This window comes from Treponema sp. OMZ 906 (genome assembly GCF_024181185.1).
Lineage (GTDB): Bacteria > Spirochaetota > Spirochaetia > Treponematales > Treponemataceae > Treponema.
The window spans coordinates 451,653-474,972 of the sequence record NZ_CP051196.1 but is presented as its reverse complement, the minus strand read 5'-3'; the positions used below and the strand labels follow the sequence as shown (position 1 = coordinate 474,972).

General features: G+C 47.3%; 24 protein-coding genes. 9 read left to right on the top strand and 15 right to left on the bottom strand.

Going from position 1 to position 23,320, the window contains the following annotated elements; genetic code table 11:
* Positions 1-275: 275 nt before the first annotated feature.
* A complete protein-coding gene (locus E4N69_RS01990) occupies positions 276-1,490 on the top strand; it encodes a galactokinase (RefSeq protein ID WP_253824324.1) in 1,215 nt (404 codons plus the stop codon).
* A gap of 463 nt (positions 1,491-1,953) precedes the next feature.
* Here the strand turns inward: E4N69_RS01990 and E4N69_RS01985 are convergent, their stop codons facing one another.
* From E4N69_RS01985 to E4N69_RS01980, 3 genes are all read right to left on the bottom strand, one after another.
* Positions 1,954-2,514 (bottom strand): glutathione peroxidase, encoded by a 561-nt coding sequence (locus tag E4N69_RS01985; RefSeq protein WP_253824323.1) that lies wholly within the window; start codon positions 2,512-2,514, stop codon positions 1,954-1,956.
* Between the two features lie 112 nt (positions 2,515-2,626).
* Complete coding sequence (locus tag E4N69_RS12665) at positions 2,627-2,758, bottom strand: hypothetical protein (protein WP_256478595.1); 132 nt, start codon at positions 2,756-2,758, stop codon at positions 2,627-2,629.
* 14 nt (positions 2,759-2,772) lie between these two features.
* Positions 2,773-2,946: a DUF4194 domain-containing protein gene (locus E4N69_RS01980; RefSeq protein ID WP_253714989.1), complete on the bottom strand. Its 174-nt coding sequence runs from the start codon at positions 2,944-2,946 to the stop codon at positions 2,773-2,775.
* Between the two features lie 127 nt (positions 2,947-3,073).
* Here E4N69_RS01980 and E4N69_RS01975 point away from each other — a divergent pair, with 127 nt between their 5' ends.
* Positions 3,074-4,069 carry a Fic family protein gene (locus E4N69_RS01975; protein WP_253824322.1) on the top strand — a complete coding sequence of 332 codons (996 nt, stop codon included), beginning with the start codon at positions 3,074-3,076 and terminating at the stop codon, positions 4,067-4,069.
* Between the two features lie 11 nt (positions 4,070-4,080).
* Here E4N69_RS01975 and E4N69_RS01970 read toward each other — a convergent pair whose 3' ends face one another.
* The 8 genes from E4N69_RS01970 to E4N69_RS01935 form a co-directional block, all read right to left on the bottom strand.
* Positions 4,081-4,938: an ABC transporter permease subunit gene (locus E4N69_RS01970; protein ID WP_253824321.1), complete on the bottom strand. Its 858-nt coding sequence runs from the start codon at positions 4,936-4,938 to the stop codon at positions 4,081-4,083.
* On the bottom strand, positions 4,935-5,984 hold the full coding sequence (locus E4N69_RS01965; RefSeq protein ID WP_253824320.1) for an ABC transporter permease: 1,050 nt from the start codon (positions 5,982-5,984) through the stop codon (positions 4,935-4,937). The genes E4N69_RS01970 and E4N69_RS01965 overlap by 4 nt, the downstream gene beginning before the upstream one ends.
* The gene (locus E4N69_RS01960) at positions 5,977-7,695 is read right to left on the bottom strand and encodes an ATP-binding cassette domain-containing protein (RefSeq protein WP_253824319.1); all 1,719 of its coding nucleotides are present in this window, start codon (positions 7,693-7,695) and stop codon (positions 5,977-5,979) included. Before E4N69_RS01960 ends, E4N69_RS01965 begins: the two co-directional genes overlap by 8 nt.
* 9 nt (positions 7,696-7,704) lie before the next feature.
* A complete protein-coding gene (locus tag E4N69_RS01955) occupies positions 7,705-8,727 on the bottom strand; it encodes a BMP family ABC transporter substrate-binding protein (protein ID WP_253824318.1) in 1,023 nt (340 codons plus the stop codon).
* A gap of 156 nt (positions 8,728-8,883) precedes the next feature.
* Positions 8,884-10,209, bottom strand: coding sequence for a sodium-dependent transporter (locus E4N69_RS01950; RefSeq protein WP_253824317.1), 1,326 nt, complete (start codon positions 10,207-10,209; stop codon positions 8,884-8,886).
* Between the two features lie 65 nt (positions 10,210-10,274).
* Complete coding sequence (locus E4N69_RS01945) at positions 10,275-11,654, bottom strand: tryptophanase (protein ID WP_253824316.1); 1,380 nt, start codon at positions 11,652-11,654, stop codon at positions 10,275-10,277.
* Positions 11,655-11,670: 16 nt separating this feature from the next.
* Positions 11,671-13,182: an NADPH-dependent glutamate synthase gene (gene gltA, locus E4N69_RS01940; protein ID WP_253824315.1), complete on the bottom strand. Its 1,512-nt coding sequence runs from the start codon at positions 13,180-13,182 to the stop codon at positions 11,671-11,673.
* A gap of 112 nt (positions 13,183-13,294) precedes the next feature.
* Positions 13,295-14,140, bottom strand: a complete 846-nt coding sequence (locus tag E4N69_RS01935; protein WP_253824874.1) for a sulfide/dihydroorotate dehydrogenase-like FAD/NAD-binding protein — start codon at positions 14,138-14,140, stop codon at positions 13,295-13,297.
* A 142-nt stretch (positions 14,141-14,282) separates the two neighbouring features.
* On the opposite strand from E4N69_RS01935, the gene E4N69_RS01930 reads away from it, so the two are divergent.
* Together E4N69_RS01930 and E4N69_RS01925 are read left to right on the top strand one after the other, a co-directional pair.
* Positions 14,283-15,770: an HDOD domain-containing protein gene (locus E4N69_RS01930; RefSeq protein WP_162662251.1), complete on the top strand. Its 1,488-nt coding sequence runs from the start codon at positions 14,283-14,285 to the stop codon at positions 15,768-15,770.
* Between the two features lie 75 nt (positions 15,771-15,845).
* A complete protein-coding gene (locus E4N69_RS01925) occupies positions 15,846-16,529 on the top strand; it encodes a metal ABC transporter ATP-binding protein (RefSeq protein ID WP_371922374.1) in 684 nt (227 codons plus the stop codon).
* Positions 16,530-16,607: 78 nt separating this feature from the next.
* Here the strand turns inward: E4N69_RS01925 and E4N69_RS01920 are convergent, their stop codons facing one another.
* From E4N69_RS01920 to yqeC, 4 genes are read right to left on the bottom strand one after another with little or no spacing between them, the layout of a single operon-like run.
* On the bottom strand, positions 16,608-16,901 hold the full coding sequence (locus E4N69_RS01920; protein ID WP_162662247.1) for a hypothetical protein: 294 nt from the start codon (positions 16,899-16,901) through the stop codon (positions 16,608-16,610).
* Between the two features lie 42 nt (positions 16,902-16,943).
* A complete protein-coding gene (locus tag E4N69_RS01915) occupies positions 16,944-17,507 on the bottom strand; it encodes a 4'-phosphopantetheinyl transferase family protein (RefSeq protein ID WP_253714979.1) in 564 nt (187 codons plus the stop codon).
* A 9-nt stretch (positions 17,508-17,516) separates the two neighbouring features.
* Positions 17,517-18,290: a selenium-dependent molybdenum cofactor biosynthesis protein YqeB gene (gene yqeB / locus E4N69_RS01910; protein WP_253824873.1), complete on the bottom strand. Its 774-nt coding sequence runs from the start codon at positions 18,288-18,290 to the stop codon at positions 17,517-17,519.
* 49 nt (positions 18,291-18,339) lie between these two features.
* Positions 18,340-19,110, bottom strand: a complete 771-nt coding sequence (gene yqeC / locus E4N69_RS01905; protein WP_162662241.1) for a selenium cofactor biosynthesis protein YqeC — start codon at positions 19,108-19,110, stop codon at positions 18,340-18,342.
* A 474-nt stretch (positions 19,111-19,584) separates the two neighbouring features.
* On the opposite strand from yqeC, the gene rsmI reads away from it, so the two are divergent.
* The 5 genes from rsmI (at position 19,585) to E4N69_RS01880 (ending at position 23,319) form a co-directional block, all read left to right on the top strand.
* Positions 19,585-20,244 (top strand): 16S rRNA (cytidine(1402)-2'-O)-methyltransferase, encoded by a 660-nt coding sequence (rsmI, locus tag E4N69_RS01900; RefSeq protein ID WP_253824872.1) that lies wholly within the window; start codon positions 19,585-19,587, stop codon positions 20,242-20,244.
* A 47-nt stretch (positions 20,245-20,291) separates the two neighbouring features.
* A complete protein-coding gene (locus E4N69_RS01895) occupies positions 20,292-20,576 on the top strand; it encodes a flagellar biosynthesis anti-sigma factor FlgM (RefSeq protein ID WP_162664711.1) in 285 nt (94 codons plus the stop codon).
* A 154-nt stretch (positions 20,577-20,730) separates the two neighbouring features.
* On the top strand, positions 20,731-21,879 hold the full coding sequence (locus E4N69_RS01890) for an iron-containing alcohol dehydrogenase (protein ID WP_162662239.1): 1,149 nt from the start codon (positions 20,731-20,733) through the stop codon (positions 21,877-21,879).
* Positions 21,880-21,882: 3 nt separating this feature from the next.
* Entirely contained in the window at positions 21,883-22,812 is a 930-nt protein-coding gene (locus E4N69_RS01885) for a TrmH family RNA methyltransferase (RefSeq protein ID WP_253824312.1), read from the top strand.
* Between the two features lie 21 nt (positions 22,813-22,833).
* Entirely contained in the window at positions 22,834-23,319 is a 486-nt protein-coding gene (locus E4N69_RS01880; protein ID WP_162662235.1) for a divergent PAP2 family protein, read from the top strand.
* Position 23,320 lies beyond the last annotated feature (1 nt).

The following is a 23,320-nucleotide window of genomic DNA, read 5'->3' as shown; positions in this document are numbered from 1 at the left end:
AAATAAGAGTAACCGTTGGACAACAGAATAAGGCAACCGTACCAAAAATATTTCAAACGGTTGCTTACCTTTTGTGTGAAATTTTGTCAAAAATTTCACACAGTTTATTTTATTTAGCAGAAGGATTATCACAGCAGACAGATAAATCAGAATCGCAGAATAATGAGGTTGAGCAACCATTTGAACCGCAGGTTCAATTCTGGTTAAGCAACCTCATTATTCTGCGGGGTTGTTAAAAAACAGTCTGCTGTGATAATCCTAAAGGGAGGGGCACTATGACACAGCACGAATTTATACAGTTTTTAACCGATTTGCCGGAAGATAAGATGAAGGCGGAATTGACCAAGGCCTTTATCGAGCGGTATGGAGCAGGTACGGAAGAAATCATGATGATTGCCTCCCCTGCCCGTATCAATATTATCGGGGAGCATATCGACTATAACGGCGGGAAGGTGTTCCCTGCGGCGATTAACCGGTATCTCTATGTGCTTTTGCGCAAGCGCCCTGACACAAAGATTATCTATGATGATATACGGTTTCCAGGTGCACTTGAATTTTCCTCTACGGAAACTTTTTGCTATCGGAGAGAAAATCAGTATGCGAACTATTTGAACGGTATGCTCGCGATGCTGCAAAAAGGCGGATACAAACTGACAAGCGGTTTTGAGGTACTGTTTTTTAGCAAGTTGCCTGCGGGCGGCGGTATTTCTTCATCGGCTGCGCTGGAAGTTGGCTTCGGACGAGCGGTCGACGAATTGTTCGGCTTTAAGGTTGATCCGGTAGAACTTGCCAAGATGGGGCAGGAGTCCGAGCATGTCTTTATGAATATGCAGTGCGGAATTATGGATCAGTTCAGTATTGCAATGGGTAAAAAAGAATGCGCGATGCTGCTCGACACGGCGACGCTTGAGTATGAATATGTACCACTCGTACTCGGTGATTACCGCATTGTCGTAATGAATACCAATAAGCAGCGTGCGCTGGTAGACTCAAAGTACAATGAACGCTGCGCCGAATGTATGGAAGGACTTGCTCTTTTACAGAAAATTAAGCCTATTTATAATCTCTGCGATTTGTCTTCCGCCGATTTGGGTATGGTTGCCGAAGCGATAGCCGATGAGCGTATCTTTAAACGGGTGCGGCATTGCATTACGGAAAATGAGCGGGTTCTTGCAGCGGTCACGGCGCTAAAAGCCGGTAACTTGCAGAAACTCGGGGCGCTGCTCAAGGCGTCCCACGACTCGCTGCGGCGCGACTATGAAGTAACCGGTCTTGAACTTGATACGCTTGCCGATGCCGCTAATGCCGAACCATGTTGCTTAGGCGCGCGGATGACCGGTGCGGGATTCGGCGGTTGTGCTATTGCCTTAGTGCAAAAAGATGCCATTGCGGAATTTACCGCCCGTATCGGCAACGCCTATACCGAAAAGACAGGGCTGACAGCTTCCTTTTTTGCCTGTGAGGCAGGAGATGGTGCGCACAGGGTATAACGGGACAGCATGAGGCAGGTTATCTTCCCCTCACCGATAGTTACCGTATAAAAGAGAGCGGCTGCATCGCACCTTCTAGCGGATTATCGATGATACCCCCAAAAAGTCGTATAATCGGGAATTCAGGGGGCATCAACGTATATCCATCAATTTAATTGCCGTTACCAAACGTTTGTACAAACTGGTAAAATCATAAATATATCCGTATAGTTCTGCAACAATTTAAAAAACTCAGCTTATCTATGGCGAAATTACTATGAAGAACTTTAATAGCAAGCTATTGATATTCAACGGCAATTATTATATCGTTACGGTATATTAAGGAACCGACGCACCTACACCGCTGCTTCACAGATTTATACAAACGGGCACAACGGTTATTTTTTTCCATTTTAATATTGCGCTTTCTGTCCGGCGTATCGAAATCGAGGTAGATGCCAGTCACTCCTTTTTTTGAATTTCCCTACTTCCCCTCTAAATTCTCCACACACCCCGCAACACATGCTGCAACATCGGACATAGGGGCGGGCGGTTCAAAGCGGGCAACGACAGTGCCGTCCCGGGCAATAACGAATTTAGTAAAATTCCATTTGATGTCGGGGGTATTTTTATAATCGCTGTCGATCTTTTGAATAAAATCTCTCAACGTCTCCGCCATTTTTCCTGCGCCGAACCCCTCAAATTTTTTTTGTGATTTTAAATAAGTAAAAAGCGGCAGCGCGTGTTCTCCGTTTACATCCGATTTTTTCATTTGTGGAAACTTCGTGTTGTAATGCAGTGTACAAAATGTGTGAATTTCCGCATCCGTGCCGGGAGCCTGCTCACCGAATTGATTGCACGGCACATCGATTATCTCAAAACCGCTATCGTGGTATTTTTCGTAGATTTCTTCCAGCTCTTTGTACTGCGGCGTAAATCCGCAGGCTGTTGCCGTATTTACAATCAGCAGAACTTTGCACTTATATTTGCTGAGTGAAACATCGTTTCCTTGTGCATCCTGCACCGAATAATCATAAATCATCATTGTTTACCTCCATAAAATTATATCGATTTTGGGATAATCGCCCGAATATTTGAAATAGCCAATCTTTCTTAGAATTCGCCCGGCTGCCGGGAAATATTGGTTTAGCCGGTTTCTAAAGCTTTTGCAGCCGCTCTTTGAATTCCGCTAAAAAATCGACACTGACTTTTGCCCGTATTATTTTGCGGACTTCATACGCAGGGTCAATATCTGCATCACCTGTTTTGCTGAGGTCTTTTTCGCTCAAGTTTTTAAGAAAGCCTAAAATGCGCAGCCGTCGGCCGGCTCAATAAAGAGGCTGATACCGATTTGGTCAAAATATGCGGCAATTTCACGCCGGTATTGCTGCAAGAGCTTCCATGCCTCAGGTTCCTCATTTTCGTAAATAGCCCCTTGTAACAATTTTATACAGACTGCCGCCCACTGTGCCGTCATTATTCAGCCTCCTATGACTGTGCTCCTTTTTCAACAGTCAGTATATCCTTTTTTTGAAAGAGTTGCGATTGGGCATCGCTAAAAACAAGGTAGAGAAATTGTCAAAAATCCGGTATAATACATACAAATGCCATACGAACCACCGTTTAAAATTACCTCAAAAGCGATCAATCTTATTTCTCAGATAGCTGCCGCAATGGAGCGGTTGAAGATCAGATTTGAACAGTCCGATAGCGTACGCTTGCGGAAAATCAATAGGATGAAAACGATACAAGGTTCGCTTGCGATCGAAGGGAACACACTAACGGAAGAACAGGTTACGGCTCTCATTGAAGGAAAACATATCATCGCACCGGTAAAAGAGGTGCAAGAGGTCAGAAATGCAATTCAAGCGTATGAGCAGTGCCTGTCCTTTAATCCCTATAAAAAAGAGGATTTGCTTGCAGCACATAAACTGATGACGTTTGGTCTTGTGGATCATCCGGGACATTTTAGGTACGGCGGTGTCTGTATTGCGGGAAAAGACGGCATCAGTCATATTGCTCCTCCTGCCGATCGGGTACCCTTTTTGATGGATGATTTATTTCAATGGCTCAAAGATACGGACGCTCATCCGCTTATTAAAAGCAGTGTATTTCATTACGAGTTTGAATTTATTCATCCCTTTGAAGACGGTAACGGCAGAATGGGGCGGCTCTGGCATTCACGTATTCTTGCAGAATGGAATCCATTGTTTATACATCTGCCAATAGAAAATATGATTTTAAAAAATCAGGCGGCCTATTACAGAGCATTGGAACACAGTACGGCCGCAAACGACTCCGGGATTTTTATAGACTTTATGCTTGAAATCATTATGCAAACGATACAAGAAAATAAACAGGATGATACTGTAAATGATACTGTAAATGATACTGTAAATATGATTTTACCCTGTATTAAAGAAAATCCTGCCATTTCCTACAAAGAACTTGCAAAAAAAACAGGCAAATCGCGGATAACGATAAGCCGCAAACTTGCAGAGTTAAAAAAAGCAGGCCGTATCACCCGTGTCGGCGCCGATAAAAACGGCTACTGGCGTGTTGAGGATGAAAATCAGGGCAACCGTATCGGAAATATTTAAGACGGGATTAATCATCTCCCCCTATACCGCTTCCATATTCGGATAATCAGCTTTTCGGCGATAATCAGGAAGAGGCCGAGCACGAAAGGCAGTCCGATCAAAAGCGCCGGATGTTCCATACCGATTTGCGCCGCCGCGATGGTATTTTCAAGATAGACGAACAGCAGCGCGGCACAGATTGTTCCGATAACGGAGCGTCCGCCTGCATACGCAAGCACGAGGGCAATCCACCCCTTGCCGGCGCTTTGGTTTGGAACAAAGGCTCCCAGTTGGAGGGATAATAAGCAGCCTGCCAACGCCGCCGCCGCCCCTGACATACCCATTGCCGCTATCTTTAACCGTGCGGTATGCACCCCAATCGAATCCAAAAATGCAGAGTCTTTTCCGAGTATCTTTATCCGTAAGCCTGTTTTGGTGTAGCGGCAAAAGAGCGCAAGTCCGAGGCCGGTCAAAACGGCGAGCGCAGCGCTCACCGTTTTGACGAGCTGCGGCTGAAGCAGCAGCTCCGGCGGCAGCGCAACGATACTCCGGTTACCGAAAAACCGTGTGCTTAGTATGGAAACAAAGCCCGCAGCGGTTAAGTTTACTGCAAGTCCGAGTATGTAGATATTGGCTTTACGATAGATAGCAAGATAGGTAATAAACATACTCAACCCTGCACCCAACGTAAGCGAGACGGCAAGCCCCGGAATAAGACCGCCGAGGCTTTCGGTTAATAGAATTCCGCCGATTCCCGTAAAGGCGCTTAAAAGCATCAGCCCTTCTATCCCGACGTTCAACAGCCCTGCATATTCCGAAACGAGGGCAGCGCAGGCGGCAATCAGCAGCGGCGCGGCTTGTGCAATCAAAGTAATCGATGCGGTTATCATACAGGACTTCCCCCTCGTTTTTGCCGGAAAAAATCAACCGTTATCAATATAAACGCAATCCCCTGTACAATTGACGAAAGGTCAAAGGACGTGCTTGTCTGGAGCATCGCAGCCTTGCCGCCTGCTTCCATCCATGCAAAAAACAGCGCGCCGAATACCGCACCCAACGGATGATTGCGTCCGATAAGCGCTGCGGAGATGCCGCTCCAGCCCAGTCCCGATGTAATGCCCGCATAGACATAGTGCCGCGAGCCGTATACGCTGAATGCGCCTGCAAGTCCGTGGCATGCTGCGCCGAATGTCAGCGCCAAGACTGAAATCAAGCCGACCTTAATTCCTTGGGATTGTGCGAAGGCGCGGTTATTGCCGGTTAATCCGAGTTCGTAACCGTAGCGGGTTCGCTTGAACATCCAGAAAAGCAGCGCCGTTATTATCACCGTAAAAAAGATGCTGCTGTTCAATGTCGAAGGATTCCAAAAAGAAGTGAAGAACCACGCTTCGCTGGTATACGGGGTTGCCATCAGATTGCTTGAGGAATCCCTGAATATGTCATTCACGCCGTAGTCGATGAGCGGGAGTAGTGCGCACGATAATAAATAGGTGCTGATCAGTTCGGTAATGCCGAGAAATTGTTTCAAAAAAGCGGAAATAAAACCTAAAAGGCCGGAGCAAAGAGCCGCGAGTATACATCCGGCGATAAGGCCGAAGGGCTGCGGGAATTGAGGTGTCAACAATGCGAATTCCACCGCGATAAACGAAGCGAGATACGCTTGCCCTTCTCCTCCAAGGTTGAAAAAGCCTGCCTTTGCCGGAAGGATAAAACCCATCGCGCAGAGCAAAATGAGGGAGGCTTGGTCGAGCATATTGCCGAAATAAAACGTGTTGGTAAAAGGGGAAATAAAAAATGCGATAAGCGTTTCGAGCGGTTCTTCACTCTGCGCCGCCAAACAGATTGCCGCTGCGGCTGCGCTTGCGGTTACCGAAATAATACTGTTTAAAAGCGGAGCTGCTTTTTTGAGACGGTGTTGTTGCGTATCTTTATTCATCTTTACTCGCCTGCATCATCGCCGCAATGATTTCCGCGCGGTTATATGCGGAACGTTCCATAAAGCGGGTCAAGACGCCGCGGTATAATACATGAATACGGTCGCAGGTTTCAAGCGCAGCGTCTACGTCCGAGGTGAGCACGATAACCGCCGCCCCTTTTTCAGCGAGATTGCGGAGCCGCTGCAGTAGCGCAAGTTGTACCTTCCTGTCCAGCCCCCAATAGGGTTCGGCACAGATAACCAACTGCGGCGGCGGATTGTCGAGTTCGCGGCTGAAAATCAGTTTTTGAATCATGCCTCCCGATAAGCTCAACACCGAATCTTTCCACGAGCGGGGAATATCGAATGAACAACTGCGCTTCCATGCTTCAACCGCCGCGGGGGAGTAAATACCGAAGCGGTACAGCGAGGCGCGTGCGCGGACATAGAGGTTTTCCGCAATGCTGTGCCTGCCGGCAATGCCGTTCCGCATCCGCTTGCTGGGGATGTAGGCGTAGGTTTCGCGCGGTATGCGGCTCAGGGGCTGCCCGTCAAACCGGATAGTGCCGCTGTCCGGCTTGAGTGTGTTGACCAGTAGATATTCCAAAAGCTCCAGCCCCTGTTTTTTTATGCCGACGACGCCGGTTATCTTCCCGTGCGGAACATCGATTGAAAAATCCGAAAAGCGGACTCCTCTGCTGCTGACGGCGGCAACATGTGAAACGGTCAGCCCCGCCGCCGGTTTTATCGAAGAAGCCTGAAACTGCGATGTGGAAGAGCTTTGGAACTGCGATGTCGGAGAGACCGTACTCGATTGTAGCGTGCCCTTTAGCGCTGCTTTGGATAGGGATGCCGCAGATGGATGTTCCGGAGATACCGTGTCGGATTGCGATGTATTTGTATACGATGAAGTATTAGTGTTTGATAAACCGGCGGTTGTACCGGAGTCGGCTTGAAGCGGCGGAGTATCCGGTGGTGCTTCGGCGGCAGTCCATTCCGCTTGTTCGGAACCGAAAATTTCTTGCAGCAGGAGGTTTGCATTTACGGTAGAATCGATTGAACCGTTCCATACCGTTTTGCCGTTTCGCAGAATATGCACCGTATCCATAAAGCTCAGCACTTCTTGAATGCGGTGTGTTACTACGATAATACACGCGCCCTTGTCCGCGCAGCTGCGGAGTATGCCGTACAGCTGGGTAATTTCTTGCGGACTAAAGGAGGCGGACGGTTCGTCCAAAAAGAATACGGAAGGATTTTTAAGCAGCGCTTCTCCGATTGCCGCCCAGTGCAGCTGCGCCGTATCGAGCGTCTCCGCTTTTTGGGTGAGCGGCAGTACGATACCGTAGCGGGCGAGCACCGCCGCAATTGCGTTTTGAGTTTTTTGGGGCGAAAGAACGTTGGCGGCGATATCTTTTTCGGTGTGTAATCCGATTGCAAGATTTTCCCATACCGTAAGCTCCGCCGAAAGCTGCGGATGCTGCGGCGTCAACACGAGTCCTCGTGCGATACCGTCCGCAGCGGAACGTAAGTTCAGCGCTTCACCATTGTAAAGGATGCGGCCGCTGTCCGGCTGTAAATGACCGGTACAGAGGCGGGCAAGCGTTGACTTTCCGGCGCCGTTTTCGCCTAACAGCGCATGTATCTTGCCTGCCTCAAACTCAATGCTTACCTCGTCTACAGCCGTAATACCGTTTTCCGGAAACGTAAAGCGTAAGTTTTCCGTCGAAAACACAAAGGCATCCTAGTGAGCGGATAAGGTCAATACTCCGGTTTTAACGCCGTCTATCAGTTGTTTTACTTTTTGAATAATGTCTGCCGACACGGCGGAAGGTACACCTTCAAAGGCAAAGTTTACCGCACCGTCTTTTATGCCGAGTTCTTCCGAAGTACCGAATTCCAAGCGTCCTTCCACAAAGGCAATCACGGAGTCGGTACAGGCTGTCTTTTGGCTGACTTCCGTTGAACCGACTACAATGTCCTTCCCGTAGGAATAGCCCGGCCGGTCAAACCACATCACATACGCGCCGTGTTCACGGGCGGCTGCCACAACGCCGGCATTTCCGCCGCCGCAGATTGTTAAGATGACATCTACATTGTTTTTAATCATCGAAGCGGCAAGCTCGGAGGCTTTGGCTGCATCATACCAGTTACCGAGGACACGGAAATCGAGCTCAAAGTTTTTATTGACGGCTTTTGCTCCGTCTAGGTAGCCTTTTCGGATTTTATCATTCATAACCGGGAATTCCTGTCCGGCGAGAAGACCGATCTTATACGCAGCGTTTGCATGCTTCATCGAACTGCTGCTTACGAGCGCGGCGTAGTAACCGTTGAGGTAACCCTGTTCGTACTGATTAAATCCGACGGTTTTTATTTGAGCGTTTCCGGCAAGGTAGCCGTCCAGCAGCAAGAATTTTTGTTTGGGCGCGGCTTGCAGCACCTTTTCTGCAATGGCCGGCAACGAAGGATTGGAACTGATAATGAGATCATACTTTTTGCTTAAGGCGAGCGCCGTCAATCCGTTTTGCCATTCACCCTGATTCACACCGCCTTCAACTACTTTGACGGTAACCGTTTTCCCCTTTTTGTCCAGCTGCGCCTTCGCGTCTTGCACACCCTCTACGAGCAATTCATACGTCGGGTTCCCTTTGACAATTCCGGGCACAAAGACCGCAATGGAAACCGCTTTTGGTTTTGCAAAAAGAGGCGCACCTGCGATTAGGGCAATACTACAACCGAGTATGATGATTTTTTGTTTTAATGTCATATTACACTCCTCTTTACTATATTAATTATAAATAAAGCGATTAATAAAATGGTAAAATTGTTAATCGGCAGGTACATACCGTATAATATTTATCGCTTCTTGTCTAGGATTTTTGATATGTCGATCTGCTGATGCTTGGCAACAGCTTCGATCGCGTTAGCCGATACCGCCGTAAAAAATACCAAGGATATATATAATGACGGTAACGCCGCAATACAGATACTTTCCCTGTGCGGCATAGACGCTGCCGACCGGCTTTAAACGCCCTTTTGAAACTTCATTTACCACAAAATCTTTACCGCATACCCAGAAGAACATAACACCGGCAAGTAAGGCGCCAAGCGGGATAATGTAGATACTGATAACATCCATCCATGTTCCGAGTATGTTTCCGTCTTCTACAATCAGCCCTACGGCAAATCCGAGACCGAGCACAATTGCAAGAGCAGACTTCCGGCTGAGCTTAAACTTTTGCTGCAACATTTCCACCGGTGTTTCGTACAGGTTGATTAACGAGGTAACTCCTGCAAACAATACCGCGACAAAGAAGATGATTGAAAAGAGCGTACCGGCCGGCATCTCTTTAAAGATCATCGGCATAGTGATAAACATCAGCGGCGGTCCTGCTGTCGGTTCAAGGTTATACACAAAGACCGCGGGGATAATAACTAATGCCGCAAGCAGCGCTGCGAGCGTATCGAATATCGCCGTGAATTTTGCACTGGTCGGAGCATCTTCATTATCCTTCAAATAGCTGCCGTATACCACAGTACCGCTTCCGGCGAGGGATAACGAAAAGAATGCTTGACCAAGTGCATAAACCCACGTTTTTACATCAGCTAATTTACTCCAGTCTGCTTTAAATAAAAAGGTATATCCATCAGCTGCTTTCGGTAATGTCGCAACACGAATGGCAAGAATAATAAACAAGCCGAAAAATGCAGGCATCATCACCTTGTTGACTTTTTCGATACCTGATGAAATACCTGCTGCCATAATTATAAAGCAGCCGATAATTGCGATACTGTGCCACGGTATACTTGAAAGCCGTCCGGCAATGGCACCGAAATATGCGCTGCTGTTCTCTGCTGCAAGCATGGAACCCGAAAAAGCCCCCACCGTAAAGCGGATAATCCACCCGACAACAACCGTGTATCCGATTGCAATACCGAGCGACCCGATAACGGGAATCCAGCCGATAGCGGCGCCGGAATTACTGCCGTGCATTTGAGTCGCTTTCAGAAACGCGCCGTACGGGCCTGTTCTCATCGCCCGCCCTAAGCACATTTCTTCTACAATGCCGGTGTAGCCGATAACAATAACAAAAACAATATAAGGAATTAAAAACGCCGCTCCTCCAAACTGTCCGACACGGAACGGAAACAGCCAGATATTTCCCATTCCAACGGCGGAACCGATACAGGCAAGAATAAACCCAACCTGTGATCCGAATTGATCGCGTCGTGTTTCTTTATGTATCATAGCCATTTCCTTTTAATAGGTGGATTAGTGGATTAGTACGTTTTGCGCTCCGAATACCCGCTTGGCTATTTAATAGGTTCCAAATGAGCTTGGAAGTGGCGCAAAATCGGCGGTTCCCAAATAATACGGTACCCTTTCACCTGCAAAGCCCTGTCCTTTATGGTGATTAACGCTTCGGCAATAACATCCAAATGAGCCTGCGTATACACACGCCGCGGGATCGCAAGCCGCGCAAACTCAAACTCGGACTTAATCTGCTTGCCCGTTTCAGGATCATTGCCGAGCATGAATGAACCGATATCGCAGGTACGGATACCTGCTTCTTTGTACAGCTCTACGCAGAGCGTATGGCCGGGGAATTCATAGTAGGGGATATGCGGGAACATTGCGTTTGCATCGACATAGACACCATGCCCGCCTGCAGGATTCTGAATGGCAACACCGGCATCAAGCAGCTGAGATGCCAAATATTCCATAGAAGCATTGCGGTATTTCAGATATTCTTCATCGATACCTTCGTAGAGACCGATAGCCAAGGCTTCCAAATCGCGGCCGGAAAGACCGCCGTAGGTAATAAAACCTTCAAACGAAATACAGTTGCCTTTAATCAGCTGGTAAATATCTTTGTTGTTTTTAATACCGATAAGACCGCCCATGTTGACGATTGCATCCTTTTTTGCGCTCATCGTAAAGGTGTCGGCATAGCTGAACATCTCGCGGACAATATCTTTAATGGATTTATTGTCATATCCCGCTTCGCGTTCTTTGATAAAATAGGCGTTTTCCGCAAAACGAGCGGCATCGATATTAAACAAGATGCCGTATTTTTTTGCGACCGCAGAAACCTCACGGATGTTTTGCATCGACACGGGCTGACCGCCGGCTGAATTATTGGTAATAGTCATAACAATCATGCCGACATTTTCTTTGCCGTATTCGTTGATATACCTTTCAAGTTTTTCAACGTCCATATTGCCCTTAAACGGAGCATAGACAGCCGGTTTTTTCGCTTCCGCACACACGCAGTCTACCGGTTTTCCGCCGGATAATGTTACGTGAGCTCTTGTCGTATCAAAGAACATATTGGAAATAGCGAACTGTCCTTTTTTAAGCAACAAGGGAAACATCACTTTTTCGGCTGCACGTCCTTGATGTACCGGCTGGATAAATTCATAACCGAAAATATCCTGTCCCGCTTCTACCAATTTAAAGTAGCTTTTGCCGCCGGCATACGCCTCATCCCCGACCATGACGCCCGCCCACTGTCTATCGCTCATTGCGTTTGTTCCGCTGTCGGTTAATAAGTCGATGTACACATCTTCCCCGCGCAGGTTGAACATATTGTACTTGGCCGCTTCAAGCTTTTTGATACGCTCTTCGCGGGTTGTCATCTTGATGGGCTCTACCATTTTGATTCTAAACGGTTCCGGTACATACTTTTTCATACGGTTTTCTCCTTTTTTACTGCGCTAGATATTCGTTAATGCTCGCCGCCGCTTTGCGCCCTTCGCCCATAGCGAGGATGACAGTTGCCGCACCGAGTACGATGTCTCCACCCGACCAAACTTTCGGGATGCTGGTTTTCTGATTTTCATCAACGATGATATTGCCGTTTTTAGTTACCTGCAATCCTTCCGTCGTCTTTGCCATTAGCGGGTTGGAGCTGTTACCGAGTGCAACGATAACCGTGTCCACCGGGATTTGATGTTCGGTACCCGGAATAGCGACGGGGCTGCGGCGGCCGGAAGCGTCGGGTTCACCGAGCTCGTAGTTCAACACTTCGACTGCACACACCTTGCCGTCTTTGTCGCCGATAAAGCGTGTCGGGTTTTGCAAAAAGCAGAACTCGACCCCTTCTTCTTCCGCATGGGCGATTTCTTCGGCACGGGCAGGCATTTCGGCACGGGTACGGCGGTAAATACAGTACACTTTATCGGCGCCGAGTCGGTACCCCATACGGGCGGCATCCATCGCAACGTTTCCACCGCCGATAACCGCGACAATCTTTGCAGGATACAGCGGCGTATCCGCTTTATCTTCCTGATAGGCTTTCATCAAATTGGCGCGGGTTAGGTATTCGTTTGCGCTGAATACGCCGATGAGGTTTTCCCCCTCGATGTTCATAAACTTAGGGAGCCCAGCGCCGGTAGCGATAAAGGCGGCGTCGAAACCATCGTCTTGAAGCAGCTGCTCCAGCGTTGCCGTCCGTCCGACTAAAAAGTTGGTTTCAAATTTGACGCCCATCTTTTTAAGATTTTCCACTTCTTTAGCGACAATGTCTTTGGGGAGCCGGAATTCGGGGATTCCGTACACCATAACGCCGCCCGTTTTATGGAATGCTTCGAATACGGTTACCGCATGACCGGCACGGCGGATATCGGCAGCGGCGGCAAGTCCCGCAGGTCCCGATCCGATAATTGCGACTTTCTTTCCGGTATCGGGAGCAACCGGTGGAATCGTCGTCTTATTATTGTTTCGTTCCCAATCCGCAACAAAGCGTTCCAATCTACCGATTGCGACCGCCTTATCTACCGATTTATGCATCTTTCCGACCGTACAAACCAGCTGACATTGTTTTTCCTGCGGGCATACGCGGCCGCAGATAGCAGGGAGCAAGTTCGTCGTTTTAATCGTGTCGACGGAGGCTTTAAAGTTTCCCTTTTGAATGCAGCTAATAAATTCGGGGATGGGAATTCCGACAGGGCAGCCTTGTACGCAGGGGCGGTTCTTGCAGTTTAAGCAGCGTTCTGCCTCTATCCGCGCCTGTTCTTCGGTGTAACCGGTTGCGACCTCGTCCATAAGGCGAGCTCTGGCATGCGGTTCAAGTACCGGCATTTCCTGTATTGGGATAGCTGCACGATCTTTCATTTTTAATTCTTTATCTTTCAGTTCACCCCAATATGTTTTTGCCTCTTTCGCAAGTTCTTCACGGGACACATAGTGGTGCTCGGTATTTATATTTTCGGTTTCCATTTCATACTCCTCATGCTCAATAACCTATAGGACGCCTCTAAAAACTTCAGGTTTTAGAGGTGAGTTTTGCTCACCGGTTTCCCTTAGAAATATCGGGCAATCCTTCTTAGGATTAACTAGCGCCGTTCGAAAGTCCGATTCTGCATACATGGCGATCGTGATCTTCCCGTTCTTTGAATGCTTTCATCCGCATCATCATGTTATCAAAATCTACTTTGTGTCCATCAAACTCAGGGCCATCCACACAGACGAACCTTGTTTTGCCGTCAACCGTAACGCGACAGCCTCCGCACATTCCGGTACCGTCGATCATAATTGTATTTAACGAAACCACCGTGTGGATTCCAAACGGACGCGTTGTTGCTGCGCAGAACTTCATCATAATCGGCGGGCCGATTGCAATAACCTCTTGTGGCGGCGCAGCGCTTTCACAGATTTCCTTTAACGGTTCGGTAACGAGCGCTTTTCGGCCATAGCTTCCGTCATCGGTTACGATAATAAGTTCATCCGCTATCTTGCGCATTTCTTCCTCGAAAATCACGAGTTCTTTTGTGCGCCCACCGATGATAATGATAACCTCATTACCGGCATGCTTATAGGCTTGGGCAATCGGGTGTAAAGGCGCCGTACCGATACCGCCGCCGACGCATACCACCTTTCCGACTTTTGCAATATGAGTCGGATTGCCAAGCGGCCCAAGGATTGCGGCAATCGAATCGCCTACTTCCTTTCGACAGAGCTTGATGGTAGTTGCTCCGACTGCTTGAACGACAAGAGCTATCCATCCTTCATCGGGATCGGCATCGGCAATGGTAAGCGGAATCCGTTCGCCGTAATCGATATCAAGCTGGATAATGACAAATTGCCCCGCTTTTCTCTGGCGGGCAATTTCCGGCGCCGCAACACGTAAATAAAAAACATCTCTTGAGAATTGTTTCTTCTCTAAAATTGTGTGAATCATTCGACCTCTTTAATCTAGGGAAAAATATGGCATCGATTTGCAATCGATACATACATATATTGAGGCATTTTACCCGCAACAGTATGGAATATCAATATAGGGCATTGCGAAAATTATCAATCTCTCATATACTGAATATATGGATACTGTTGCAACTATACCGGTAGATAAAAACAAAATTAAACAAGCGGTGCAGATGAATATTCCCATCTCGATTAATACTTATACGCTCCCTAAGGAAACGGAAACCTATATCGTCGATGTTGCAAAGGCTTTCCTCGGAGCAATTCATCAGGACGCAATCCAAGACTATATTGTCTATTGCCTCAATGAACTGACCACAAATGCGAAGAAGGCAAATACCAAACGGGTATATTTTAAAGAAAAGGGCTTCGATATCTATGACCAAAAGTCCTACGACGAGGGAATGCTTAATTTTAAACAAGAAAGTCTCGATAACATTGAATACTATCTGCAGCAACAAAAAAAAGCGGGTCTTTATATTAAAGTTATTATGCAGGTAAAGCAGGGACACATTATTTTCGAAGTACGAAACAATGTCCAAATGGTCGCAACAGAATTTAAGCGTATTTTCGACCGAATGGTGGTTGCACGAGACTATGAAAATATGGATCAAGCCTTTATGCAGGCGATCGACGATACGGAAGGGGCAGGACTTGGTTTAATTATTATGCTCCTTATGCTTAAAAAAATCGGTTTGCAAGAGGATGCATTTGAATTGATTGCCGAAAAAGATTTAACAATTAATCGGATTACCATTCCAATTGATTTTGAAGCAAACCGGCATTTGGTGGAATTGACTAAAACGATTGTCAATTATATTGAAGAAATCCCACAATTCCCCGAAAAAATCATGCAAATACAGCATCTCATCAACGATCCGAATGCAACGATGGGGACAATTGCATCTTTTATCAGCGATGATATTGCGTTAACAACCGATCTTTTAAAACTCGTCAATTCGGTTGCGTTCGGCCTTACAAAGGAATGTATGAGCATTACCGAAGCGGTCAAAATGGCCGGTTTACGGGGTATTCAACATCTGTTGTATTCCGTTGGGACGCTACAAGTTTTAAAAGTAACGGGAAATGAACAGAAAAGACTATGGAACCACACATATCGATGTGCATTTTTTGCATATAACCTTGCTAAAATGCAAGGGAAAACCCATCTTCTCGAAGAAATATATGTCTGTGCCTTGTTACATGATTTAGGTAAGATTGTATTCAGTTCCATTTATCCGGAAGTACTGGAAAAAATCAAAACCTTGCAAGCCGAAAAAAATATTCCCGATCAGGTCATAAAGAGCGTGATGTCGGGCATGGAGCACCAAGCAATCGGTGTTGCCGTTGCGGAAAAATGGCATCTCCCCGCAGCTATTATCAATACGATAAAATACCAATACGAACCGGAAGCTGCCCCTAAAAAATATTATGAGCTCGTTTCTACGGTAAGTTTTGCCGAATTTATGTTGCAGTTTTTTGACGGTAATATCAGTTATTATCAAATTCCACCGGTCTTATTAAAGCAGCATAATATTGAAAATGAGGCACAGTTACGTGAACTATGCGGGAAGCTCAATGCCAAATTCCACGAACCCGTATAACACATTAGTATGAACGAACAAGAATCTCTTCAACCGGCCTCTATTCCCGCACACGAGCACGGAGATGCATGCGGGATGGTCTGTGTTCAAGGCTTATCTTTTAAATACGGCGCCGGTAAAAAAGCATTATTTGAAAATCTCTGCCTTACGATTAAGAAAGGAGCATACATCTCAATTGTCGGCGAAAACGGTACGGGGAAAAGTACGTTGATAAAGCTGATTCTCGGACTTTTAACCCCCAACACGGGCAGTATCCGGTGCGGAGCGCGCAGTGTCGGCTATGTACCGCAAAAAAAAGCGTCGATAACGGGATTTCCCATTACTGTTTACGAAACGTTAAACTCGTATCGGATATTGCGCAAGCAGCACGACAAAGGCGTTATCGACCGCTATCTTTCGGATGTCCGGCTGCTCGATTATAAGTATGCTTTGGCAGGAACGTTGTCCGGCGGGCAGCTGCAAAAAATGTATATAGCGCGTGCGCTTATCGGTGAACCTGATTTGCTCATCCTTGATGAACCGTCAACAGGAATCGACATACAAAGCCAGCAGGAAATCTACGCTTTTATTAAAAAATTAAATACTGAGCAGGGGCTTACGGTTATCTCCGTAGAGCATAACCTCGACGCGGCAGTACTCAACTCAACCGATATTTTTCATCTTGCAAACGGATGCGGACACTTATGCAATCCGCAAAAATACGCGGCGGAGTTCCTTCACTTCCACCGCCCGCCGTATACTGCGGATGCCAAACTTTAAAAAACTAAGCGCCCACAGCCGTCGATTAATACCGTTGTTCGACGCATTTAAAGGGTACCTGTAGATATCCGATCGTATTCAGAAGTCGTTTTTTTCATCGTACTGCCGTTCAGACCGGATAAATGCCGATAAAATACTGAATAGAGCGATCACATGAGCTGCGATAACGATACCAGCGCTATCTTCATAGATTCGCCAACTGCGGATTGCATTCAAACCGATACAAATGATGCCTGATATATATACTACGCGCCCCAGCCAGCGCAACGGATGCTTATTTTTAGCTGCCCGTACAAGGTTGATAATCCAGCTTATCGACATGATAAGCAAAAGAGCGCCGATAACACACAGTATCGCCGTATTTTGATTCATAAAATACCTCTTTACTTTCTAATTTATAGAAGCGTTAAAAACTCAATCGGTCATTAGCGGTTCTTTCCATTTGTCGGAAACCTTATACACCGAAACGGGATGTATGTTTCGACCGCATAACGAGATTATTACCTCATCATCCGTCAACGTATAGAGGCATTCGTAAATAGGTTGGGCTAAAACATCAACGCTTTTCGGTGAGCAATGAAACCCCTCCCCCGTGTATTTGAGATACGCCTCCTTTTGTGTCCACAACTCGTAAAACCGTTTATCAAACAATGTCATGTCTTGGTAAAGATAGCTGTTTTCGGCATCGGTAAAGCAGCGGCTTGCAACATGCGGTTTTGCAGCGCGCAGCCGTTCAATGTCAGCTCCGATCTCATCATCGGATAATGCAATAATATATGCCCTATGCGTATACGATAAACTGAATTGCAGCGCTGCATTTTTCAGGTACGGCTTTCCATACTTTCCGTATTCAAACCGGAGCTGATCGGGACAATGAGGAATCCGTTCGACAAGCGCAGCCTTCAACAATTTTCTTGCTTGCGTGCGCTCTTGTTCTGAAGATAACCCATTATGCCTGCAAATCCACAGCTCCGTCATTGTTCTATCTCATGGTACGATACCGCGGGATAGCAGCGCCGTCAATACCGCCCCGCCGAGGGCGCGCGCTTTGTCGGAAATGGTAAAGCAGTTGTTCAATTCGGTAAGGCGCGGGTCTATATCCGCCATTTTGAGACCGCGTCGAACGACAAACCCATCGGGCAGCATACCGCGGATTATCCCGTTAAGCGAAGCGGCAACATCAATAATGCTACCGTCCGCCTGTATGATGCGAGCGATGACTTCACCGCGGGTAACGGAAGAGCCGATATCGTGTATAACGCGCAGCGTACCTTCCGCCGGTGCATGGATAACCCGCAAGACGCTTTCTCCGCCGACCAGTCCGGGAACGCCGGTGTTGGGAAGCGCCGTTCCTCGATAAATCAATCGCGCTAAATTATGCCCGCGCATTGTTTCGATAACAATATGCGCATCTTTTCCTGCGGTAAAGCCCGGCCCCAGCCCAATCACAAGCGGCGCCATATCGAGGCGGGTACCGCAATTTTTCTTTGCGATGACGGCATCTACGATGGCAGCTGGGTGCAAAATGTCGATCAGTTCTCCTGTAGGGTCAACCGCAATCGGGATAAAACTTATAGGATTTGCTTTGGAGTCGGTCGCGGCGCCGGTTTCGGTCGCAAGAGTATTGATACCGGTTGCAATCACCTCTGCACCTGATAAGACGGTTGTAATCGCCTCTGAACCGTGCAGAGCGACCGTAGTATCGGCACCGGATTCACGATCATTTGCAGACAAAATAGCTGCGGCTTGTTCTTTTGCAATAAGGCGCGCTTCGATTCCTTCTATTATACAATGCCCAAGCCTAACAGCCTCACTGAACGCAACGGTGCGGCGGATGGCGGATGGGTTTGCGGTTTCCAGTGCAAGGACACGAAAACCTGAGATATGGATTACTGCGAGTACCCCGCTGGCTAAATCGCCTGCCCCGCGCACGATAATAAGCGGTGAGGATTGCTTCATGTTCGCTCCTCGGCGCGATACAGAGTACAAAACAGGTACCGCGTGCCTTAAAAAAAAGTCCGTTCGGATGAAAAACCGCTTGCATAATATGAGTAAGTCGCAACGGTCTGTTCATCTTTGCGGTAGTAATGTTTAAAAACCGTTCCGGCCGATGAACCCATGTTTCATTCACCGGCTTGCCGAGCGTCCGCGTGGAAATAAGTCCCACCGTCTTTGTGGTACGAGGATGAATGACAGGCTCGGTATCGTTCCAGCCCTTAACCGCCCGCCGTTTACTGCCGTCCGCTTCAATTAAAACAACATCATAGTTATCGCAGAGACTCTCGATTACCCCTGACGGCGGTGCACTCAACTTTCCTCCTGCCTCCGTGCCGAAAAAGGACACGGCAGCATTAAGCCGTTCTTTTTCGCGTACGCCCATCTTTGTAGTAGTAGTTACCGCAACGCGCAACCCCAAAGCGGCGAGTTCATTTGCCGTCGTAATCATAGATGTAGTTTTGCCGCCGCTCCCGATAAACGAGACGACATCACCGCGACGGAGGCGGAGTTTTTCCGTAAGGGGGCATATACTTCTGCGATTAAAATTGAGGATACGACATTGTCGGTTTATGCGTGCCGGCATGCTCTACATCCGAGAATATGGACATGCTTATCTGTTTTACTGCGGTCAAACAACCGGGCAATCAGATATGAATCGGCTGGAATAGGCGCTTTACACACAGGACAAAAACGGTCTGCATCGGGCTCGATTATCGGATAACAGTGAGGACACCCATAGATTGAGCATAAGCTATCGGTTCCTTCCGATGGGTAAACCTTTGTTTTTAACTGCTCCCCTTTCTTTAATACAGTACAGCAAATAGGGCAGACGCCGGGGGCTCCCGGTTTTCCTTTCGGCAAATATTTTGCATCCCCTATTTTTCTACTTTTAAAAGTAAATAAGAAATAAGCGATCCCCATTAATAGTATACCGATAAATACCAATATAAACCATGAAAGCGGTGAAAGAAACGTACCCATATAAATAAGATACACGATTCATGGACTTGCGACAACCTATAAAACGCAGTATACTTTTGTCGTGGCATCGTTATATATAGTCGGAACACCGATTGGAAACTTGGGCGATATTACAGTGCGGGCATTGGAAATTTTCAAAACGGCCGACTATATTGCCTGCGAGGATACACGGCACACGCTGGGGCTTTTAACCCATTTTGAGATACGGAAGCCACTTATTTCGTGCCGGTCGCAGAACGAAGCAGAGGCCGCACAGAAGATTATCAGCCTATTGGCTGAAGGTAAAGATGTCGCTTATGCGAGCGATGCTGGTACTCCGGCTTTGAGCGATCCCGGCGCCGTTCTCGTCAAGCTGGTACGTGAGGCAGGGTATCCTGTTGTCCCTATCCCGGGCGCTTCCGCATTTGCGGTTATGGTCAGCATCGCGGGAACGGGCGACTCATCGGTGCTTTTTGAGGGGTTTTTATCCCCTAAACAGGGGCGGAGGAAGCGACGGCTTCAGGAGTTGTTCGATATGCAAACGGGTTTTGTACTCTACGAATCCCCGTTTAGAATTATCAAGCTCCTACAAGATATTGCCGATATTGATAGCAACAGACAGGTTGTTGTCGGCCGCGAGCTGACCAAGCTGCATGAAGAAATTTTATCCGGACGGGTTTCGGATATTTTACATACATTACAGGAGCGGCAATCGATAAAAGGCGAGTTTTCTGTTTTTGTATCAGGGAAGACTTAATTTTTTTGATAAAAATGCCGATAAAAGCTATGGAAGGCGGAGAAAACATGACGATTGATAGACTAAACGGAATTGATCCTGTAAAACCTGTACAACCTATTCAACGGACACAGAGGGCTGAGGTGGTCGGTAAAGCCGATGCCGTTTCCGTTTCAAACGAAGCACGGGTGTTATCAGATGCAAACATTGCATTGGAAGCAGTACGAAATGCGCCGGATATTCGTGAGGATAAGGTTGCCGAGGTAAAGAAAAAGTTTGCAGATCCTTCATATATAAATAATGCTCTCTTGGAACTTGTTGCTGACAAGATATTAGACGATTACGGTCTCTAAAAGTGTGTGACAGTACGGTGAAGCCGTGGTGTGTCGTTTTAACGCAATTTTAATCGCAAATTAAAATCAAGGAAAACCTCTAAAAACTTCAGTTTTTAGAGGTTCCCGCTAATATATTTTCCCGAAAAACCTGAAATGAGGGCGGAATACGAGTATGTCTAATTTTACCTTTAAGCTTACATCAAATATTATCCTCGGAAGCTACTCCATAGCAAAAATAGGTGCGGAAGCTGTTCAGTTCGGAAAAAAATTCTTATTTATTGTTGATCCGTTGCTGCACGAAACCGGTATTGCTAAAAAAGTTATTGATGCACTGGAAGAAAGGGGTATATCCGTTCTTGTATTCGACGGTGTAAAACGTTCCGCCGACTCCGATATCATTGAAAACGCATTAGGCCTTGCACGCGGAGTTTTTATCGATGCCGTCATTGCATCCGGCGGTATGGGACCCGTTGCTATTGGTCGTGCTGTTGCCTCGCTGTACAATGAGTCCGGCTCAATCTATGACTTTATCGAAGGAAAACCCTGTACAGCAGAGCCGCTTCCTTTCATCGAAGTCCCGGCTACTTGTAGGGAACCGTTCACTTTTACGCCGTTCAGCCCGATTGTCGATGTGCGCTCCCGAAAAATTCATTTGCTAAAAGTACGCAATGACCTTTGTAAACTCTGCGTCTTTGATACCGCCTGTTATTCAAACCTTGCGCCGAATGCAACCGTAGCAACCATTCTTCAAGGAGTCGGTATTGCATTTGAAGGATATATTTCCTCAAAAACAAACTTTTTGTCGGAAACGATTTTAGGGAAAGCTATTGACCGCTTCTTATTGTCGCTTGATCCGCAGTACGGACGGGCTACCGGTGCTTCCCGCGAAACGGTTATTGCAGAAGCAGCCTGTTTAACCGCCATAGGCATTTCTTTTTCCAGCCCCGGATTAGGTAGCGCCATTGCCCTTGCATGTGCAAGCCGCTATAATATTTCCAGTTCGGTAGTCGGAACAATCCTTTTGCCGTATGTCCTCACAAATGCACAAACATCGAGCCTCGATAGGCTCGTAAAAATCGGGCGGATGCTGAATGTCGATACACGCGGCGTTGACCCGCTTTATGTAGCAAAGTCTGCTATCGAAGAAATCCGCCGTCGTTTGGCTCAAGCAAATCTACCTACCCGCTTAAAAGATATCGGTTTATCCATTGAGCAGCTGGTTGCTATTTCTGAAGATGCCGTTTCGCTGAGTTTTATGAATTATATCCCCAAACCGATGCGGAGCGACGATGTGTTTGAGCTACTTAAACAAGCATATTAGTACATGATCGAGCTTTTTAAGCTTGTTCGGCTTCCTCATACTCAAAAAATACGCAAGATTATCAAAATCATCGAGACTCTCGAAACCGAATGCGTTGCATGCTCTTCTGATTTGCCGTATTCGGCTACTCCGCTTTCGTGCGATTCCTTTTATATCGAAGGGCTTTGCACGCACCTTGCGTCAATGTATCCGTCCGATTCCGTTATTACCGCTGCCGTCAAAACCTATATGTCCGCCTTACGTGCGGAAACGCTGACCGCAGGGGATTACCGTATACTGTTTAATGCACTGCGCCATGCGCTGTACCGCCAGAGCGGTGTGCAGCCCTCCGAATGGGATTTAATCGCTCCCGGGCTGCGCTACGGAACCGATGCACTGAAGTACGATACAACCGCGCCGAATCCGGCAGTGTCTGATACAGAAACACAGATCGCTGCGCCTTCGGCAGTGCTTCCGATAACGCGCCCGTTTTATCCGGGGGTATATGTGTATGCCGAAGATATCCGCGCACCTTTTAACCTCGGTTCCATATTCCGTACCGCAGAGGCTTTCGGTGCGGAAAAGCTGCTCTTGTCGGAGGGCTGCGTTTCACCCGAACAACCCCGTGCGCAACGGTCGGCAATGGGCTGCACCCGCTTCCTGCCGTGGGAGTATTGCTCGCTTGAATCCCTGCCTGCCGACTTACCCGTCTTTGCGCTTGAAACCGGTGGCACTCCGATTACCTCTTTTTCTTTCCCCAAGCATGGCATCGTCCTGCTCGGCTCCGAAGAACTGGGGCTTAGCGCAGAAGCTCTCAAAAAGGTTTCCGCCGGTATTGTCAGCATTCCGATGAAAGGCATCAAAGCCTCGCTCAATGTCGCGGTGGCATTCGGCATTCTCATGCAATACTGGATAGCCTCTTTAAAAGACACGGTGCTTGACAAAAGCTGTTAATTATACAAAACTGTCCACAAGATGCAGGTTTTTTTTACACAAGTTAAAATTATAGCCCAAAATCCGATTTTTTTAGCGGCGATTACAAGCTGGCTTTTGAGTCAATTCATCAAAACATTCATCGGATTTTGCGGTTCATCAGTACATTCTCTGCCGGTCTTTTTCGACTTATTGGTATGGCGCACAGGAGGTATGCCCTCAAGTCACTCTGCTCTTGTGACAGCTCTCTCGACTGCAATCGGTTTTAAACAGGGCGTTTCTTCGGATTTATTTATTTTTTCTATTTTTTCTGCGATGATTGTTATTAGAGATGCAATGGGCGTCCGCCGCTCAAGCGGCCTTCAAGCAAAAATGTTAAACGAAGTAGGCGCTAAAATGGCCGAAACAATGGACATACCTTTTAAGCCCGTGAAAGAAGTTCAAGGTCATACCCCTGTTGAAGTCTTTGCCGGTATGATTCTCGGTGTTGTAATCGGAAGTTATTTTTCACTCTATTATACAGTGTAAC

Excerpts from the sequence above, each read along its gene's own strand:
- E4N69_RS01990 (WP_253824324.1), top strand. The coding sequence starts at position 276 with ATGACACAGCACGAATTTATACAGTTTTTAACCGATTTGCCGGAAGAT.
- E4N69_RS01985 (WP_253824323.1), bottom strand. The coding sequence starts at position 2,514 with ATGATGATTTATGATTATTCGGTGCAGGATGCACAAGGAAACGATGTT.
- E4N69_RS01980 (WP_253714989.1), bottom strand. The coding sequence starts at position 2,946 with ATGACGGCACAGTGGGCGGCAGTCTGTATAAAATTGTTACAAGGGGCT.
- E4N69_RS01975 (WP_253824322.1), top strand. The coding sequence starts at position 3,074 with ATGCCATACGAACCACCGTTTAAAATTACCTCAAAAGCGATCAATCTT.
- E4N69_RS01970 (WP_253824321.1), bottom strand. The coding sequence starts at position 4,938 with ATGATAACCGCATCGATTACTTTGATTGCACAAGCCGCGCCGCTGCTG.
- E4N69_RS01965 (WP_253824320.1), bottom strand. The coding sequence starts at position 5,984 with ATGAATAAAGATACGCAACAACACCGTCTCAAAAAAGCAGCTCCGCTT.
- E4N69_RS01955 (WP_253824318.1), bottom strand. The coding sequence starts at position 8,727 with ATGACATTAAAACAAAAAATCATCATACTCGGTTGTAGTATTGCCCTA.
- E4N69_RS01950 (WP_253824317.1), bottom strand. The coding sequence starts at position 10,209 with ATGATACATAAAGAAACACGACGCGATCAATTCGGATCACAGGTTGGG.
- E4N69_RS01945 (WP_253824316.1), bottom strand. The coding sequence starts at position 11,654 with ATGAAAAAGTATGTACCGGAACCGTTTAGAATCAAAATGGTAGAGCCC.
- gltA (WP_253824315.1), bottom strand. The coding sequence starts at position 13,182 with ATGGAAACCGAAAATATAAATACCGAGCACCACTATGTGTCCCGTGAA.
- E4N69_RS01930 (WP_162662251.1), top strand. The coding sequence starts at position 14,283 with ATGGATACTGTTGCAACTATACCGGTAGATAAAAACAAAATTAAACAA.
- E4N69_RS01925 (WP_371922374.1), top strand. The coding sequence starts at position 15,846 with ATGGTCTGTGTTCAAGGCTTATCTTTTAAATACGGCGCCGGTAAAAAA.
- E4N69_RS01920 (WP_162662247.1), bottom strand. The coding sequence starts at position 16,901 with ATGAATCAAAATACGGCGATACTGTGTGTTATCGGCGCTCTTTTGCTT.
- E4N69_RS01915 (WP_253714979.1), bottom strand. The coding sequence starts at position 17,507 with ATGACGGAGCTGTGGATTTGCAGGCATAATGGGTTATCTTCAGAACAA.
- yqeC (WP_162662241.1), bottom strand. The coding sequence starts at position 19,110 with ATGCCGGCACGCATAAACCGACAATGTCGTATCCTCAATTTTAATCGC.
- E4N69_RS01895 (WP_162664711.1), top strand. The coding sequence starts at position 20,292 with ATGACGATTGATAGACTAAACGGAATTGATCCTGTAAAACCTGTACAA.
- E4N69_RS01890 (WP_162662239.1), top strand. The coding sequence starts at position 20,731 with ATGTCTAATTTTACCTTTAAGCTTACATCAAATATTATCCTCGGAAGC.
- E4N69_RS01885 (WP_253824312.1), top strand. The coding sequence starts at position 21,883 with ATGATCGAGCTTTTTAAGCTTGTTCGGCTTCCTCATACTCAAAAAATA.
- E4N69_RS01880 (WP_162662235.1), top strand. The coding sequence starts at position 22,834 with ATGCAGGTTTTTTTTACACAAGTTAAAATTATAGCCCAAAATCCGATT.